This is a genomic window from Mesobacillus boroniphilus JCM 21738, assembly GCF_000517385.1.
GTDB lineage: Bacteria > Bacillota > Bacilli > Bacillales > Cytobacillaceae > Mesobacillus > Mesobacillus boroniphilus.
The window spans coordinates 1-17,192 of sequence record NZ_BAUW01000013.1 but is presented as its reverse complement, the minus strand read 5'-3'; the positions used below and the strand labels follow the sequence as shown (position 1 = coordinate 17,192).

Sequence of the window (17,192 nt, the reverse complement as noted above, 5' to 3'; positions counted from 1 at the left end):
TTTGTTGAACACTATTATGGGAAAATTCTTGCGCGCAGACTATTCATCAAACGGGGTATTTTTATAGTACAAAAGTGTTATAGCGCATCGCTACCTATATGCCCCTATTATTTCTGACCATTTCCTTTTGTTTGAAAAAGTCACTCAAAGCCTTATTGATCATGCTACACTCAAGGCGGTCAGCGTAAAGAACAGGATCGGCACATAGACAATCCATTCATGCGCGAGCATAAAGCGTTTGTTTACCCCTATCAAGCCGGACCATTCATGGGTCACCGAAGTTGGCGGATCGCCGTCCCCGATGATGGTTCCGCCAAACAGGATGATCATGACGCCAAGATGGACAAGAAGTGTCAGCACCTGCAAGAACTGCTGGCCGAACATCAAGATCCATTCCTCGTACAACTGCGGCAGGACATGTTTGAAGTATATATGCCGTTTGCTCCCGCCGAGCGTGATGGCTGATTCAATGAACTCTTCCTTCCACACCCTGCGTTTTTGCTCAATCAGCTGAACCGTCAGAGCCGGCAGCGCGATCAAAATCAAGATGATGAATTCATACAGCGCCCTGACCCAAAATGGATGATGGAAGCCATCGATTGTATAAATGATGACCGTGCTCAGAAGGAAATACGAAATCAGCGTTTGCGGGAAAAATGATAATGGCTCAGAGATTGCTTTTATCAGATTGAAGATCCGTTCTGGAACACGGAATAAAAAGTAACTGAGCAGAATGGATAACGCCATCCTGAAAAAAGCGACGACAATGACGATGCCAATGGAATATTTCGCCCCTTCAATCACTGTATGAAGCATATCATAGCCATACATATCCGAACCAAAAAGAAAGACGTCGAACGGCGGGTATGGAGGGGCCTTCTCCAGGGCCCCATCTTCATTATAAAATAGCGGTGCCTTCCTGATTTCCCCGTCATTGAAAACAGTGTTCAAAATGCTCAACGTCAATAGGATAAGCAGGAATGAAGCCCCGAATATGAATTTTTTCGTTTTCAATAATCTGGTCATATCGATAACCTTCTAAAATCTATTAGTCTATATATCAGGAAAAATGGCGTGAAAAAGAGAATGCAGCTGAACACGAACAGCTCGATCGATATATGCTTGATATTGAACAGCATCAGCCATCCAGGTTAAAAATGTACTCGACCATCACAAGCGTCGAGAGCATCATCCAGATGATCGTTTTAAAATGGCCCAGCAAATCCTGCCGGATATTGCGGATGACGTGGCTATTCAGCATATACAGATACGACAATCCTTTTGCCTTAGCGAATGTGATGTACTGCTTATCCAATTCTTCAAAAATCTTGAGAACGATGACCTGTGTCAAAAAAAGAAAAATCGGCAGGCTGAGGCTGATGAGCGGCAGCAGGAATGCCCTGTTTTCACTCCCAAGCGAAACGGTCTGGATGAACTTCACGCCAAATGCCTTGTAGATCCAGATTACGATTGCCTGAAGCAGGAACATCCACAAAACATCAGGGACTGAGCGGATGATTTCTATAAAACTCAAAATATAGTCTTTTTTCTTTTCAAAAAAGAGAACGAGCAAATAAGAAAGCAGGAAGCAACCGCCAATGCCGCCAAAAAGGCTGTGCCCAATGTCTTCATCGAATAGAAGAAGCGCTCCATTACCGCCGGCAGCATCTCACGCTCGCCATTGTAAGTCAAATTGCTTAATGTGAAAATTTTAACAGTCAATTCCCTGACTGTGTGAAAATAACCCTCACTGTCAAAATTCAAATCCCTCATAAGGACTGGCAGGCTTCCAACTAGAATAAACAGAAGCACACCGGCTATGTACTGCAAAATAACAGTTATGAACCTCATCGCACTTTTTACCACCATAACGAATCCCCTCAACCTCTACCTTTAGTCCTTAAAATTATAATTGAGTTTTCTGATTGTTTCCAGTTTTTTCATATCGAATACATAAGTGAAAGAACACAATGATCATCGTCTGGGAAAGCAGGTAGATCGGGAACGACCAATACATTTTATAGCCTTTGTCAAAATGAAACAGGCCGACCTTGAGCCCAATCCACTCTAGCAGCATCGACAGTGCCGACCATAAAAGGATAATTGAAAGAGCCATAAAAACATCCTTAAATAAAAATTTCACACTCCTTACTTTGTCCAGCTTCTAGCATACTAACCGTTAGATTGTAAAATAAGCATACAGTCTTGAACTGTATGCTTGTGGTCAATAATTATTTGCGCATGCGGACATGTTTTCTTTTGTTGTTTGTGGGTGGCAATGAGATTCAGGATCTGGTGCTTTTTCAAGAGCCATCCATTTTCCGCGCTTGAACTGGACAGCAAGGACAATGGCACGGAAAGCAATGTCAGCGCCAATCGCAATCCAGACGCCCGCAAGGCCCCAGCCCAGCTTAATTCCGAGCACATAGACAAGGACAGTTCGTACAGCCCACATCCCGAAGCCTGTCAGGTACATCGGGAACTTGGTGTTGTTCGCACCCTGGAATGCGCCTGTGAGCACCATCAATACGGCAAGGAATGGCTGGAAAACTCCCGAAATTTTCAGTGCGGTACCGATATTTTCAACAACCTGTTGATCTTCGGTAAAAAAGCTGCCGGCCCAGTCGCCGAGGAAAAATAGGAGAGCACCGAGCACAGTCATCGAGCCGACTGTCAGATAGGTCGATAACCTGGCATAATGCTTTGCCTCATCCAGGTTACCAGCTCCCATTTGCTGGCCAACAAGGATGGTGGCAGCTGTGGCGAAGCCGTAGCCAATCATGTAAGAAAATACTTCAATGTTGCCGGCAATCTGGTGAGCGGCAAACGCATTCGTCCCGAGGCAACCACGAAACCAAAGTAGACGATTTGCCCCGCGCGCATGACCAGCCTCTCCCCTGCTGCCGGAGCTCCCAGCGTTGTCAGCTCCTTCAAATGAGTCTTGTCAATACTCCAGTAATCCCTGCGGAAGGTAAGCGTTTCTGTACGATTTACATAGTAAAATAATGCAATGCTGCCGATTAGCCGTGAGAATACCGTTGCCAATGCGGCTCCGACAATCCCCATTTCCGGTATGAACAAGAACCCAAAGATGAGAACGTAATCCAGAACAGCATTGATAACATTGATGACAATACTGACCTTCATCGGTGATTTTGTATCGCCTGCCCCACGGAGGATGGCGCTTAAAACAAACATAAAACTCATTACAATGGACGGAATTCCGACAATCCTGAAATAGAGGGCTCCTGCTTCGAGCACTTCCGCTTCTATACCCATAAGTTTCAGGAGCGGCTCTGCAAAAATCAATGTTATGATTCCTGTTAAAATACCAAAAATTGCAGCGAAAACAATGGATTGCTGTGATATATGCCGGGCTTTTTCCGGCAGATTCGCACCAAGGAAGTTCGCAATCCTGACATTGGCTGCTACTCCGATTGCCATGAACAAAGCAAAGTAAATAGCGAGTACCGCATTTGTCACCCCTACTGCCGAGACTTCCGCTAACCCAATTTTTGATACAAAGTAGGTGTCAACAAAACCGAGGATCGTCTGGAAGAAGTTCTCGATCACTGCGGGTATCGCCAGTACAGTGATGATCTTGAGACGGCCTTTATTCGTTTGCGGCATGCTTACTTTGCCTTCAAGGACTTTATCCTTCAACGCATCCAACCTCCTTTATTAAGGAATTAAAACAAAAGCACACCATAAAAGTGTGCAATTGTTTTTAGTATGGCTTACTCCTGGACCTCTATGACAAAAGGAACGGTATAGAGCTTGCCCTTATACTTAAACTGTCCCCATATTTTGTATAACCCCTGGCGAGGGAAACTTGTCATATACTCTACTTTTGGTCCTTTCGTGTTCTCGTCTGCTGGATGCACATGAAGGAATTCCTCCATATCCTCGCTGACAATCACCACATGCCCCGCAGATCCGAGATAAGGCTCGAGTTCAGTAATTGGGCTGCCATCCCCATCGCTGAGTGCAAAAATCAATTTTAGGTGCTCATTTACCTTTGCTTCCGGGTGGATAAGCTCGATTTCAATGTCATCTACTCTCTTTTTCAGAACCTTATCAGCATCAATCTCTTCATCGGATTCAGCTCCAGTCACTAAAAGTTCATGCGATGCCAGCTGTTGATTCGCCCTTCAGGCAGGAAGTCTGCATACAGTTTATATCTCCCTGCTTTCGGGAAAGTCGTTTTGATCTGGAACCTGCCCTTCCCAAGGTAATCAGGATGAAGATGCTTGAACACAGACAGATCTCTTTTAATAGCCAGGAGGTGCATTTCTTTTTCATGGACAGTGGAAAAATCTCGACAGCCTTACCGGATGCATCCTTGACATCTAAAAATATGTCTGTTTCCTGATTGCTTTGGATTGGTTCCGGGTTTGACGTCCACTCCACCAGGACCTTGGCAGCATTCAACTCACCTGAAAGCTGACCGTGCCCGTGATGGGCGGCGTGGGAATCATGCATGTTATGCGGCTGATTATGATCACTGGTATCATGTGTTGTTTCCGCATGATTGCTTTCTCCAGTTAAGTTTTCTTGCTGTGAGTGGCTGTGATGGCTGCCACTGCCATGTTCCGGTTCATGATTCATCTTCTCAACCTCCGATTTGTAAAATTATTCTTCCATCATATGGCTGAAATGATTCACAACCTTCTTTTGTTCTTCCGGTGTACCTAGTGGAGTTATGTCCGCTTTATTTTCCTTAAGGTACTCTGTAACCATATTGAGGAGCTGCACTTGCTGGAGTGCCATTTCAATATGTGTTTGCTTGACCTTCGGATCCTTCATTTTCAATGCTGACACGAAATTATCTTTTGCCATCGCCTCAGTTGAAGCTTTGATCTCCATGGCGATGTGCCTGTCCATCTTTTGGGAACCTCTGGTTGTCGTCTCAAGTTGGCTTTGTGGTAGCTCATCAAAGTCAGGCAGCTTTTCATAATCGCTTTTATCTGGATCAAGCATGTCCATCATGATTCGCACATGGCTTCTCATAATTCCAACCTTTTTATCAAGCAACTCAATTAATTTTTCATCCTTTGCTTCTTTTGCCAAAAGCTTCACCTTCATGATCATGCCGTCATGGGCGGGGAGATGTGTCGTAATCAATCCTAAATCTGATGCTGGAAGTAACATAAGAATTTCCTCCTTATTTTCGTTGTTTCAAATAACAACTACCACTTTCAGGGAAGCCTAAACTCCATAGAAAATGCATATTTAGCTGATACGGTTTATTTTGTTTGCAATTGAAAAATAGCGCTTATAAAATACGTAACGAGGTATAAAGAAGATAAATATATGAAAAAGCACCAGGACATCAAAGGAGGCGCAAAAAGTTGAAAAAGGTTGGCATAGCAGCAATCATCATTCTTGTGTTAGTCATAGCCGGCGGCTGGTTTTTCATGAGAAGCATGGGTGGTATGGGCGGAAATATGCCCGGCCAAGGCGGAGGCATGATGAACGGGGGCGGTATGGGAAATGGCGGCATGATGGGCGGCGGTTCCGGACTGGTTGAGGATATGAAGAATGACTCGATCGCAGGTGGCGAAAAGCGCCTTCCAATCCCGCCAATGCTTAAAGATGAGAACCCCGACCCTGGCAAAGCAGAATTTACTCTTGTTGCACAAAAAGGAACTGTGGAATTTTTAAAAGGGAAAGCAACAGACACATTCGGATACAACGGTGACTATTTAGGACCGGTCATTCGTGTGAAAAAGGGCGACGATGTTTCCGTAAAGGTAAAAAATGAGTTGGACGAAGCTACAACGCTTCACTGGCATGGACTCGAAGTGGATGGCGAGGATGATGGCGGCCCGCATAGCGGAATCCAGCCGGACACCACGTGGAATCCAGAATTCACTATCGAACAAAACGCAGCCACGCTCTGGTACCATCCACACCTGCTCCATAAAACAGGTGAACATGTCTACAAAGGGCTTGCTGGGTTATTTTTGATAGATGATGAAGAAAGTGAAAAGCTAGATTTGCCTGACGAATATGGCGTGAATGATATACCACTTATAGTCCAGGATAAGCAGCTCGATGAAAATGGCCAGTTTGAATATGATTTGAGCATGCACGATGTGATGATGGGCCTTCAGGGGGACACGATCATGGTCAACGGAGCCATCAATCCGTATGTTGAGGTACCGAAAGGCAAGGTTCGCTTCCGGCTGCTGAATGGGTCGAATGCGCGGATCTATCAATTCGCTTTGAGCAATGGACAGGAATTCTACCAGATTGGGACGGATGGCGGGCTTTTGGAAGAACCGGTGAAAATGGATAGCCTGGTGTTGAGTTCGGCAGAGCGAGCCGAATTAATCGTCGATTTTTCCGGGTATGAAAAGGGTGAGAGTGTTGAACTGACGGACCAGGGTATGCCCTTTATGAAATTTGTTGTGTCCGGCGAGGAAAAAGGGCCAAAAGAGATTCCTTCCCAACTAGTTGACATTCCAGAAGTGGATGAATCGATGGCTGCAAGGACAAGAGAATTCGTCATGTCGGGGATGGGACGAAACGTTACCATCAATGGAAAGCAAATGGACATGGACCGGATCGACGAACAGCTCAAGCTTCATGATACAGAGATATGGGAAATCACCAACGAAGGCATGGGAATGATGGGAAACAATATGGGCATGGCACATCCATTCCATGGACACGGTACACAATTTCTAATTCTCGACCGCGATGGCAATCCTCCGCCAGCCAACGAACGCGGCTGGAAGGATACGATTTTGGTTGAACCAGGTGAAAAAGTACGGGCAATCGCAACATTTGACCATAAAGGATTGTTCATGTATCACTGCCACATCCTCGAGCATGAAGATGCAGGGATGATGGGACAGTTTAATGTAGAATAGTTGGGATCTAGGCTCCGGTTTTGTACCGGGGCTTTTTTTTAAAGGAACAAAAAGCGCAAGCGCCTTGTTCAGCCCCGACAAGCGCTGGAGGGCCGACCAGTGAAGTCGTTTTTTGACTTCATTGGTCGGACCGAAGCGACTCGAGGGGCTAGGCGCTGGAGCTAGATTAAGAATACTACATGTAGTTATCCACAACTAAATAAATTTTATAGTTTCCTAAACAACAAAAAAGCATAAGCTGGGTGGCTTATGCTCTTATATAGACAAAAGGACGGCATTTCGGCCTTAATGTTTTGTGAGAAAAAGTGCCTAAATAACCATTATGTAATGTTTTCGCACCCCATAAAGGTCCATAGGCATTAATAGTACCCTTATACTGTGTATTCACTTCACATAAGGGTGCATTTATCCTCTAATAGTACCCTTATACTGCAGGTTCACTTCCCATAAGTACATTTCATCAATAAAATAGCATTTGGAACATTAACTTCCGATATTTACCCCTGCCCTAAAAAGGTAGACAAACTCCGTTTTCATCGAGTTTGTCTGCAGTCTGGGATATTTTCTACGGTTGGCCTTTCAGCGATCACTTTAAAAGTTCAACTAACTCGTCTTTTCCGATGCAGTTAATGAATTTATGCATTTGTTCTCGTTTCTTCCCTTGCTCACTATATATTTCTATTAGCCGATCTACCTTCTGATAGAGTTCATCCGGTGTCAGCTGTTCGAATAACAGGGTTCCAGCCGCAGCGTCCTGACCCTTTGATTTCCCTCCGGCAAACAGATTATAGCCGTCTTTCACTTTCATGATGCCGATGTCGTTGACCAGCGGTTCTCCGCAGCCGACCGGGCAGCCGGTATATGCTGGTTTCAGGGTAAATGGCACAGGTTTGCCGGCAATCCTCTTGTTGAGTTCGATTGCAACCGGCATCCCTTCCTCCTCGGCCCCTTTGCAGAAATTGCATGTTCGCAGGCTTTTTACAAAGCTCCCGACTGGGTAACAGCTGAGTCCGGCCTGTTCAAATTCAGCTATCGCCTCATCTTTTCGGCTTTCCGGTATTTCTATATACAGCTGCTGGAACGTCGTCAGCTCCAGTTCTTGATCATCTTCCAGATATTTTGCCAGAACGAGCAGTTGCCTGGCATTCAGCTTGGCTCCAAAACTTATGCCGCCATTAACAGCTAACTTTATGGTTTTTTCTGTCGCTTCCAATTACATTCTCCCCCTTCACTTTATTTTCTGAAAATTAATTCTATCATACCGTGAAAAAGTGGAGAATGCGTGCAGTTTTTTTCTCTGCGTTGCTATTTAATCGGAAGGTATCTTCAACCAGCAAAATCCTGAGGTGAATTTCCTGTCTTGATTTTTGCAGAGTTTCTTGGCAAAACTAGAAGTAATATAGTTGAATAATCTTCCAGATACGTTAAAATGATATCGGGTTTCGTTATTGGACTTCGATATCAAAGAAAGAAGGATTTTTTTATGGAGGATAAAGTTCTAAGGAAGCTTTTTCTCGGATTCATTCAGATACATATTTTGCACCATGCGAAGGAACAGCCTATTTTTGGATTGTGGATGCTGGAGGAGCTAAAGGAGCATGGCTACAGTTTGAGCTCCGGCACCCTCTACCCGATTCTGCACAGTATGGAATCAGACGGATTGCTTATAAAAGAAGAAAGAAATGCCGATGGGAAAATTCGCAAATACTACCGGACAACGGAAAAAGGCAATACAGTGCTTGAGGAAGCACAAAGGAAGGCGTACGAACTGTTCAAGGAGATCAAAGATTGATTAGAAAAAATTTAGTCATGAATCAAAAGGAGTTAAAGAAATGACAGAGAAAAAAAGTGTTACGTTCCAGTCGCTGCTGGAGATATTGATGGTGTCCACAAGGCTCGGTCTGACCTCTTTTGGCGGTCCTGTTGCCCATCTGGGTTATTTCCATGAGGAATATGTCCGCCGCCGAAAGTGGATGGATGAAGAAAGCTATGCAGATTTGGTGGCATTATGCCAATTCCTGCCCGGGCCTGCAAGCAGCCAGGTCGGGATTGGCGTTGGGTTGATGCGCGGTGGATTGCTGGGCGGATTGTTCGCCTTTCTAGGATTCACGCTGCCTTCGGTTTTGGCTCTCATTATTTTCGCAATCATTTTGCAGGGCTTTGATGTTGGCGATACAGGCTGGATTCACGGACTGAAAATTGTCGCTGTCGCTGTCGTTGCCCATGCTATTCTGGGAATGGCGCAGAAGCTGACTCCCGATTTGCCGAGGAAGACGATTGCGTTATTCGCACTGGCATTGACTTTATTGTGGCAGACTACATTCACCCAAATCGGCGTCATTATCATCGCTGGAATTTTGGGATACGTTTTATTCAAGTCCCATGCTGCTGTCGATGATAAAAGGATGAGTTTCTCGATTTCCAAAGTTGTTGGCTATATCAGCCTTGCACTGTTTTTCGGATTGCTCATCCTCCTGCCGATTTTACGGGAAGCGACTTCATTAAACTGGATTGCGATGTTCGACAGCTTTTACCGCTCAGGTTCGCTTGTATTCGGCGGAGGGCATGTGGTCCTGCCATTGCTGGAGCGTGAATTCGTGCCAACCGGCTGGCTGAGTGAAGAAGCGTTCCTTGCAGGCTACGGCGCTGCCCAAGCGGTTCCAGGTCCATTATTCACATTTGCCGCCTATATCGGAGCAATCATCAATGGCTGGCAAGGCGGATTGCTCGCAACTGCAGCCATCTTCCTGCCGGCATTTCTGCTGATCCTCGGGACACTGCCTTTCTGGGACGCATTACGACGAAACAGCAAAATAAGCTCCGCTATGATGGGCGTCAATGCCGCAGTAGTTGGGATCCTGATTGCAGCATTCTACCACCCTATCTGGACGAGTTCGATTCTCGAGCCGATCGATTTCGTGTTTGCTGCAGTGCTGTTCAGCATGCTCGTGTATTGGAAGCTTGCGCCGTGGATTGTCGTTGTTACCGGAGCTGTTGGCGGATTGATATTATCGATGTTTTTATGATATTTTGAGGAAAATACGAACTGGGATGAGCGAACTTCCCGGTTTTTTTGCTGTTTTCAGTGTGGCATTCAGCAACTTCCGGATTAATCTCCCGAAGAATGGCAATAATCTCCCGAAGAATGCAGATAATCTCTCAATCAAACGCATTATTCTCCCAAAAGGTATTCATAATCTCTCAATAAAGCCTAATAATCTCTCATTCTTCCATAAAATATAAAAACTCCTGACCTATGCAGCAGCGGCCAGGAGTTTAACAAGTCTATTCAAATGTCCCTTTTACAATTGGAAGCTTATTCTCCACCATAACTTTCCCCATCGCAATGACAGTATCAATCTCAAGACTGTCATCAAGCAGGACCAGATCTGCATCACATCCAGCCTCAATCCGGCCTTTTTGTTTCAGCTTAAGGACCGCAGCGGGATTGGAGGTAATAACACGGATGGCCACTTCAAGTGGAACCCCCTCTGATAAAACGGCTTCCTTAACTGCTTCGTACAAAGAGGAAACCTGGCCGATCTGCAGGCCGATCAATTCTCCATTTTTATCAAAATCCGGCAGGCTGGCCTGTCCATCGGATGTGAAGGTAATCTGGCCGATATCAACTCCCGCTTCCAGCATACGTTTCAGGGCCACGCTGCACTTAACTTCCCCTTCCTCCAGGAACTTCGGAATGGAGCTGGTTGTAAAATCAATCCAGCCGCCCTTTTTCGCATATTCAATCCCCGCTTCAAATAGATGCAGATTACGGTTCATATGCGTCGGGTAGAATTGCCTGATGGGGATATCCGTTTGCTCGACTACCTGCTCAATCACCTTTAAATGATCAGCTGTCGCCAACATGAACATTGACTATACCGCTTTTACTAGAAAGCATCCCGCCAATCCTCGCTGCAGAAGCAATCTTCGCCAATTCCTCAGCAGTCGGCTGAGATGAGCGGTGATCGGCAATCGCGATTTCCCTGCCCAATTATTTTATCGATTAGTATGATGTCATCTTCGATTTTACCGGTAAGTGTTTTGACAGGAACCTGGTAGGAGCCTGTCTGCACATACGTAGTAATCCCTTCTTCCTCAAGCGCACGAGCTTTGGCAATCAGGCTCGGCATCGTCCGCGTCGTTCCGTCGGTGCCAAGAACGCCGACTAACGTCGTTATCCCGCAGTCGTAGCCTGGGTCAGCTGGATTTCAGGAGTCCTTGTGTGAAATCCGCCTTCCCCGCCGCCTCCGATGAGATGGACATGGGAATCGATAAATCCTGGTACGACCTTCTTCCCTGTCGCATCAATGACCTTTACTTCAACAAATTTTTCAGGAACTTCAATTTCATCCTGGATGAATCCTATTTTACGATCGACTATTAAAAGATCCTTTTTACCAAGATAATCGGGGGCAAAAACTTCTCCATTTTTTATCAATGTAAGCATTTAAACTCCTCCATTTTTTCGTATGTATCCTTATTATAAATGTAAAAAGACAGAATACCTTGACACTTTTTTTATTATCATAATATAATTCCTACAAACATTTTAATAAGTTGAAGCGTTGAAGAGAGTCTATTAAGCCGGTCTCCCTGTTAATAGAGAATCAGTGGTTGGTGGAAACTGATACAAAGGCCAGGTGAATTTCGTTCTTGGAGCTTTTCCTTTTTAAAAAAGGAACGGATTTGGCCGTTATCCAGTAACTTGAGCGGGAAGCAACATGCTTCCAAATAGGGTGGTACCGCGTGTTCAGCCACGTCCCTATCCAGATTGATGGATAGCGGCGTGGCTTTTTATTTTGCCGTGACATCACTCATTTCAGCTGAAATAGAGAGCAAAAAGGGAGAATGCACATGGAGAAAGAACAATGGTCATCAAAAATTGGGTTTATTCTTGCCGCTGCGGGTTCGGCAATCGGCATCGGGGCGATCTGGAAGCTTCCATATGTAACGGGAGTGAGCGGCGGCGGGGCATTTTTCCTGATGTTCATCTTATTTTCGTTATTCATCGGGCTGCCACTTTTGCTGGCGGAGTTTGTCATCGGCCGCAGTACCGGCAAGGAAGCAATCCGCGCCTATTTGGAAATCGCGCCTAAAGGCAAATGGTATTTGATCGGGATACTCGGTGTCGTCACCAGCTTTGTGCTTCTCAGCTTTTACAGTGTGGTCGGCGGCTGGATCAGCCTTTATTTTGTAAAAGGCCTGGCTGGCGGAGTGATTGAAGAAGGAGCTAATTATGGGGATTTGTTCGGACAGACGATCAACAGTTCATGGACCGTGCTCGCTGCTCAGGCTGCCTTTTTATTAATCACGATTATTGTTGTTGCCAAAGGAGTCCAATCCGGAATCGAAAAAGCGAGCAAAATCTTGATGCCGGCATTGTTCCTGCTGTTTCTCATTTTGATCGCCCGCTCGTTAACGCTCGATCATGCAATTGATGGTGTGAAGTTTTTCCTAGAACCTGATTTTTCAAGTATCACTTCGGAAAGTATCTTGTTCGCGATGGGACAATCATTTTTCTCCCTGAGTATCGGTGTTTCGGTGATGGTGACATACAGCTCCTACCTGCCGAAAAAAGGCAGCATCGTCCAGCCTGCCTTGTCGGTTGTCGGAATGAACCTTTTTATCGCGCTGCTTGCCGGTCTGGCGATCTTCCCTGCTGTATTCTCGCTTGGATTTGAACCGGCAGAAGGACCTGGGTTGCTGTTCGTCGTCCTTCCAGCTGTCTTTGAAAAATTGGTGTTCGGGGAACTGTTCCTGCTGCTGTTCCTGGCATTGTTCCTGTTCGCGACATTGACTTCGGCGTTCTCCATGCTTGAGATTGTCGTCGCCACGCTTGCAAAAGGCGACCAGAAAAAACGGACTAAGTTCGCATGGATTGCCGGCGGTTTCATTTTCCTGCTTGGCATACCTTCTGCCTTATCATTCGGAACCTTGGCGGAAATGACGATTTTCAAAAAAAACATCTTCGACACAGCTGATTTCCTTGTAAGCAACATTTTGATGCCGCTTGGAGTATTGCTGATTTCAATCTTCGTACCGCTGAAAATCAAGAAGGAAGTACTGCGCCAGGAGCTGCTGCAGCACTCAAAAGGCGGAAGCCTGCTGTTCAACCTCTGGTACAATGTGATGAGATTCGTCATACCTATAGTGATTATCATAGTGTTCCTAGATTCACTTGGTGTTTTATAAGGAGAAGCTGACAAACGTCAGCTTCTTTTTTCATGCAATCACAAAAACTATCATCAGTATAATTTTTCCGATTAAAGCAAAACCTTTTGAGTAGACGACTGCATCGGAGGGATTTTTGATGTTCTTCAAAAAAAAGAAAACCGAAGCCGACACCAGCAAGAATCAAAAAAACCTCGACGACAAAGAATTAGTTCCTTCAGATAAAGCCGAATTCATTCAAACAATAAAAGAGTGCCTTCACGATAGCGCGGATTTGAATGTCAAGGAACTCCAGAATGGCTTTACACTTATCTTCCTGGATACATTGACAGATAAAAAGATGCTGAATCAAGATGTACTCTCGCGTCTTGAAGATGCGCAGGCATCCCCAAACGAAGCGCTTAAGCACATTACAGTCTCAAGTACTGCTAAACATAAATATGTTGAAGATGTGGTGGATTCGATTTTACATGGAGCAGTGGTGGTTCATTCGCCTGGCCATTCTGTCATCATCAGCGCAATCGTTGGGACCCAGGAAAACCGATCATTGACCCGACCGGAAAATGAGTCACAGGTTTTGGGGCCGCAAATCGCCTTTAACGAGAGCCTTGCGACTAATATATCTCTGATCCGTCGATTTCTTACAAATCCAAAGCTATGTAATGAAAGCTATACTGTAGGAAAACAAACGAAGTCGGCCATTTCACTTCTCTATTTAAAAGGGATTGCGGACGAAGATATGATTGACCGAATGCGAAAGCGAATTAAATCGATCGATATTGATGGGATCCTTGACAGCTCTAATTTAGTACAGCTCATCGAGGATAATTCATTTGCAATTTTCCCTCAATTGCTGCTGACAGAAAGACCTGATCGTGCCTGCTCCTGGATTTTGAATGGGAAAATGGTGGTGCTTGTTGATGGCAGTGTCCAGGTAATCGGGGCACCACAAACCTTCATCGAATTTTTCCAGAGTATGGAGGATGACAGCGTCAGATGGCAAATCGGGACCTTCCTTAGAGTCTTGAGAGTTTTCTCCATGGTTGTATCGATTTTCTTTACGGCTATATATGTAGCAGCGTTGACCTTTCATTACGAGATCATCCCGCAAACACTGCTGATTCCGCTAGGTGAGTCAAGATCACGTGTACCCTTCCCGCCAATTATCGAGGCATTATTGCTGGAAGTAATGATTGAGTCTTACGGGAAGCCGGAGCACGGCTGCCAACGAAGGTCGGCCAGACAATGGGTATCGTTGGCGGTATTGTCGTCGGGACAGCTGCGGTAGAAGCCGGATTCACCAGCAACATCCTGATCATCATTATCGCCGTTAGTGCACTCGCTTCATTTACGACACCAAACTATATGATGGGCAATGTCATCAGGATCCTGCGCTTTCCATTGATCATTTTGGCAGGATTTTGGGGTTTTTACGGACTGATGGTCGGCTTTTGCTTCTTGCTGATCCACCTCATCCGCCTATCCAGCCTGGGGACCCCATTTTGGCTCCTTTTTATCCGCCAAGATTTGAAGACTGGCGTGACAGCATTGTCCGACTCCCCATTGGATGGACCAACAAGCGTCCATTACAGGCAAGGCCATTGGATAGATTGAAATACAAAGAACGAAAAACCAATGAATAAGTTGTGGTGTTATCAATGAAAATTTACATCGAGCCTAAGCCCCAAAACATGGTCAATTCTTTCCTGCTCATCTTCGTGATCCATTCTATGCAGGTGGGCGTTGGTATCCAGGGCTTCCAAAGGATCATCTACCTTGAAACGAGACATGATGCGTGGATATCTGTAATTATCAGCGGGGTTGCCACTGCCATTTTAGGGTTCATCATGGTGAAAACATTAAGTTATATGAGAATTCGGATTTATTTGGAATCCAATATGATGTGCTTGGAAAGTGGTTAGGAAACCTGATTAATATCCTGTATGTTCTCTACTTTCTTGGAAGCTTTCACATCATCGTCCGGAATTATATCGAGGTTCTACAAGCGTGGGTTTTCCCTGAAATCCCAAATTGGCTGTTTGCTCTAACTCTCGTTTATCTTGTTTACTACGCATTGAATGGCGGGCTGCGGACAGTTGTCGGCGTCAGCTTCTTTAGTGTCGTTCTATCATTGTGGCTGATCCTGCTGCTCGCCTATCCATTCCAGTTCACCAACTGGGATTACTTATTTCCGATGTTCGAAGCTAGCATAACTGAGATGCTTAGGGGTGCAAAGCAAATGACCTTCACTGTCATCGGCTTTGAAATCATTTACGTCATCTATCCCTTTTTAAAAGAAAAAGACAGGGTCCATAGACATATGCAATATGGCCTTGGCTTCACGACCCTCCTGTATCTTGCACTCATGGTTGTCTCCCTGGCGTATTTTAGCGGCGGCCAGCTTGAGCGTACAATTTGGGGCACCCTTTCTCTTTTTAAAATAGTTCGCTTCCCGTTCATTGAAAGATTTGAGTATGTCGCCATCACTTTTTGGGTCCTGTTGATCCTGCCAAACCTGATGCTTTATATGTGGGCAGCGACTCGGGGAATTTCACGGATTTTTAATAAAAAAGAACAGAAAGTCAGCTGGATTCTCCTTGCATTTATTTTCCTGACTCTGCTTTATCCGCTCACCAGGGTTCAAATCAACCTATTCAACGACTATTTTGCAAAGGGCGCTCTTTATATTGTTTTTGTCTATCCATTGCTTCTATTCGGTGCTGTCCTGATCAAAAAGAAATTTTTCCGCAAAAAGGATGAGGCCAATGCGCAAAAAAATGAATAAGCTCATGATTGCCATGCTTGTGCTCCTCCTTTCTGGATGCGCAGAAGAGAAAACACTGGAGAAGATGGGTTTGGTGACAACGGTGGGTTATGACCTCACGGAGGATAAGCAGATTCTGTCGACAATGGTGATTCTCCAAATCGACCCGGATGCTGCGCAAAGCTCCATCATCCTTTCCGCAAAGTCGGCAACCAGTAAAGGAGCGAGAAATAAGGCCGATTTAAAAAGTCCTAAAAAGTTGCAGTCCGGGCAGCTGCGGCTGGCACTTTTCAGTGAAGAAGTTGTCCGTACAGGCTGATCAATCTGGCAGATACACTTGCTCGTGATCCCTCGATCAGTGAACTCACTTATCTTGCGGTAGTTGAGGGAAGTACAAATAAACTCCTTAACCAGAGGAATGAACAATTTTCCGATATCAGCCAGCGCTATATAAGGAACTGGATCAAAACATAAAGGGTGAAAAAATCCCATCAGCCACCCTGCAGGAAGTTATGCATGATTTCTATGCGCCAGGTATCGATCCAATCATGCCCACTTTGAAAAGTAATGAAGGTATAGTTGAAATTTCCGGAATGGCCCTGATAAAGAATGACAAGATGGTTGGTAAAATCAATGCAAAAGAAGCCTTTTATCTAAAGCTAATCAATGACCGTTACAAGGCAGGAGCTATAGAACTGGAAGTCGACAAAGAAGGTTTTGATCTGCCTGAGTCTCTTGAAGATTCCGATACGCTCGCAGTGGTGATTGACACGATCCAGAGCAAAAGCGACATCAACCTGATCAGCAAGGAAAATCTCCAATTTGAACTGAAAATCAAATTAAAAACAAGATTGCTCGAAATCAACCAGGCATTGGATTTAAAAAACCCGGTACACGTTAAGAAACTCGAAACGAAGCTTAGCGGGAAAATCATATCAGATGTTGAAAATTTGATCAATAAAGCTCGTGATGTAGGGGCCGATCCATTTGGATTCGGTGAAATCTATCGAAAGAGTGTCAGACAGGCCAACCTGACCACCGAGAAGTGGCACGGCATGTACCCGGAAAGCAAAGTCGATGTGAAGGTTGAGTTTGAGATTTTGCGGACTGGGGTGGTTGAGTAAATTTTTGAAAAATGAAGATGCCTTGGCGATACTTAATTTTACTCTGGAGGCCAGGCAACGTCACTCTAACTGATACAAATAAAGCGGGAGCCTGGTGTTGATGGCTCCCGCTTTGTTATGATGTTCAGAAATCTTAATATTAAACACCAAAATTAACCGAATATAGATATTATAAAATAAAGCATTTCTTTTCGATAATGAATTCGTAAATTCCCGGATTTAAAATTTTTTTTTTATAACAAAATGTGTAAT

Annotated in this window: 15 protein-coding genes, 4 pseudogenes and 1 other annotated feature; of the genes and pseudogenes, 9 read left to right on the top strand and 10 right to left on the bottom strand. The window is 45.0% G+C overall.

Features of this window, described 5'->3' with window-relative positions:
- Positions 1 to 159 precede the first annotated feature (159 nt).
- The 8 genes and pseudogenes from JCM21738_RS06200 to JCM21738_RS06170 all read right to left on the bottom strand — a co-directional run bounded on the left by JCM21738_RS06200 (position 160) and on the right by JCM21738_RS06170 (position 5,151).
- Complete coding sequence (locus tag JCM21738_RS06200; RefSeq protein WP_052019588.1) at positions 160 to 1,026, bottom strand: ABC transporter permease subunit; 867 nt, start codon at positions 1,024 to 1,026, stop codon at positions 160 to 162.
- A 112-nt stretch (positions 1,027 to 1,138) separates the two neighbouring features.
- Positions 1,139 to 1,534, bottom strand: coding sequence for an ABC transporter permease subunit (locus tag JCM21738_RS06195; protein WP_035209087.1), 396 nt, complete (start codon positions 1,532 to 1,534; stop codon positions 1,139 to 1,141).
- Positions 1,531 to 1,869, bottom strand: coding sequence for a hypothetical protein (locus tag JCM21738_RS06190; RefSeq protein ID WP_035209085.1), 339 nt, complete (start codon positions 1,867 to 1,869; stop codon positions 1,531 to 1,533). The genes JCM21738_RS06195 and JCM21738_RS06190 overlap by 4 nt, the downstream gene beginning before the upstream one ends.
- A 37-nt stretch (positions 1,870 to 1,906) precedes the next feature.
- On the bottom strand, positions 1,907 to 2,116 hold the full coding sequence (locus tag JCM21738_RS06185; protein WP_023613884.1) for a hypothetical protein: 210 nt from the start codon (positions 2,114 to 2,116) through the stop codon (positions 1,907 to 1,909).
- A gap of 108 nt (positions 2,117 to 2,224) precedes the next feature.
- Positions 2,225 to 3,630: pseudogene (locus JCM21738_RS06180) on the bottom strand (MATE family efflux transporter).
- A gap of 107 nt (positions 3,631 to 3,737) precedes the next feature.
- A complete protein-coding gene (locus JCM21738_RS22310) occupies positions 3,738 to 4,115 on the bottom strand; it encodes a DUF8832 domain-containing protein (protein ID WP_052019587.1) in 378 nt (125 codons plus the stop codon).
- Positions 4,115 to 4,291 (bottom strand): DUF8832 domain-containing protein, encoded by a 177-nt coding sequence (locus tag JCM21738_RS27860; RefSeq protein WP_500778542.1) that lies wholly within the window; start codon positions 4,289 to 4,291, stop codon positions 4,115 to 4,117. Before JCM21738_RS27860 ends, JCM21738_RS22310 begins: the two co-directional genes overlap by 1 nt.
- A gap of 341 nt (positions 4,292 to 4,632) precedes the next feature.
- Complete coding sequence (locus tag JCM21738_RS06170) at positions 4,633 to 5,151, bottom strand: hypothetical protein (protein ID WP_023613881.1); 519 nt, start codon at positions 5,149 to 5,151, stop codon at positions 4,633 to 4,635.
- A 200-nt stretch (positions 5,152 to 5,351) separates the two neighbouring features.
- Here JCM21738_RS06170 and JCM21738_RS06165 point away from each other — a divergent pair, with 200 nt between their 5' ends.
- Positions 5,352 to 6,878, top strand: coding sequence for a multicopper oxidase family protein (locus tag JCM21738_RS06165; protein ID WP_023613880.1), 1,527 nt, complete (start codon positions 5,352 to 5,354; stop codon positions 6,876 to 6,878).
- A 586-nt stretch (positions 6,879 to 7,464) separates the two neighbouring features.
- On the opposite strand, the gene JCM21738_RS06160 is transcribed toward JCM21738_RS06165, so the two are convergent.
- Positions 7,465 to 8,091: an NAD(P)/FAD-dependent oxidoreductase gene (locus JCM21738_RS06160; protein ID WP_023613879.1), complete on the bottom strand. Its 627-nt coding sequence runs from the start codon at positions 8,089 to 8,091 to the stop codon at positions 7,465 to 7,467.
- A 270-nt stretch (positions 8,092 to 8,361) separates the two neighbouring features.
- Between JCM21738_RS06160 and JCM21738_RS06155 the strand changes: the two genes are divergently transcribed.
- Positions 8,362 to 8,670: a PadR family transcriptional regulator gene (locus tag JCM21738_RS06155; protein ID WP_023613878.1), complete on the top strand. Its 309-nt coding sequence runs from the start codon at positions 8,362 to 8,364 to the stop codon at positions 8,668 to 8,670.
- 40 nt (positions 8,671 to 8,710) lie between these two features.
- A complete protein-coding gene (gene chrA / locus JCM21738_RS06150; RefSeq protein ID WP_023613877.1) occupies positions 8,711 to 9,904 on the top strand; it encodes a chromate efflux transporter in 1,194 nt (397 codons plus the stop codon).
- A 259-nt stretch (positions 9,905 to 10,163) separates the two neighbouring features.
- Here the strand turns inward: chrA and iadA are convergent.
- A pseudogene (gene iadA, locus JCM21738_RS06145) lies at positions 10,164 to 11,328 on the bottom strand (beta-aspartyl-peptidase).
- Positions 11,329 to 11,437: 109 nt separating this feature from the next.
- Positions 11,438 to 11,648 (top strand) — a binding site (T-box leader).
- 87 nt (positions 11,649 to 11,735) lie between these two features.
- Here iadA and JCM21738_RS06140 point away from each other — a divergent pair.
- The 6 genes and pseudogenes from JCM21738_RS06140 (at position 11,736) to JCM21738_RS06120 (ending at position 16,940) form a co-directional block, all read left to right on the top strand.
- A complete protein-coding gene (locus JCM21738_RS06140; protein WP_023613874.1) occupies positions 11,736 to 13,073 on the top strand; it encodes a sodium-dependent transporter in 1,338 nt (445 codons plus the stop codon).
- Positions 13,074 to 13,191: 118 nt separating this feature from the next.
- Positions 13,192 to 14,666, top strand: a pseudogene (locus JCM21738_RS06135) (spore germination protein).
- Positions 14,667 to 14,710: 44 nt separating this feature from the next.
- Positions 14,711 to 15,837 (top strand): annotated as a pseudogene (locus tag JCM21738_RS06130) (GerAB/ArcD/ProY family transporter).
- Complete coding sequence (locus JCM21738_RS06125) at positions 15,818 to 16,135, top strand: Ger(x)C family spore germination protein (protein WP_035209082.1); 318 nt, start codon at positions 15,818 to 15,820, stop codon at positions 16,133 to 16,135. Before JCM21738_RS06130 ends, JCM21738_RS06125 begins: the two are co-directional and overlap by 20 nt.
- Positions 16,132 to 16,290, top strand: coding sequence for a Ger(x)C family spore germination protein (locus JCM21738_RS27855; protein WP_500778543.1), 159 nt, complete (start codon positions 16,132 to 16,134; stop codon positions 16,288 to 16,290). The genes JCM21738_RS06125 and JCM21738_RS27855 overlap by 4 nt, the downstream gene beginning before the upstream one ends.
- Positions 16,291 to 16,328: 38 nt before the next feature.
- On the top strand, positions 16,329 to 16,940 hold the full coding sequence (locus JCM21738_RS06120) for a Ger(x)C family spore germination C-terminal domain-containing protein (protein WP_035209079.1): 612 nt from the start codon (positions 16,329 to 16,331) through the stop codon (positions 16,938 to 16,940).
- Positions 16,941 to 17,192: the final 252 nt, after the last annotated feature.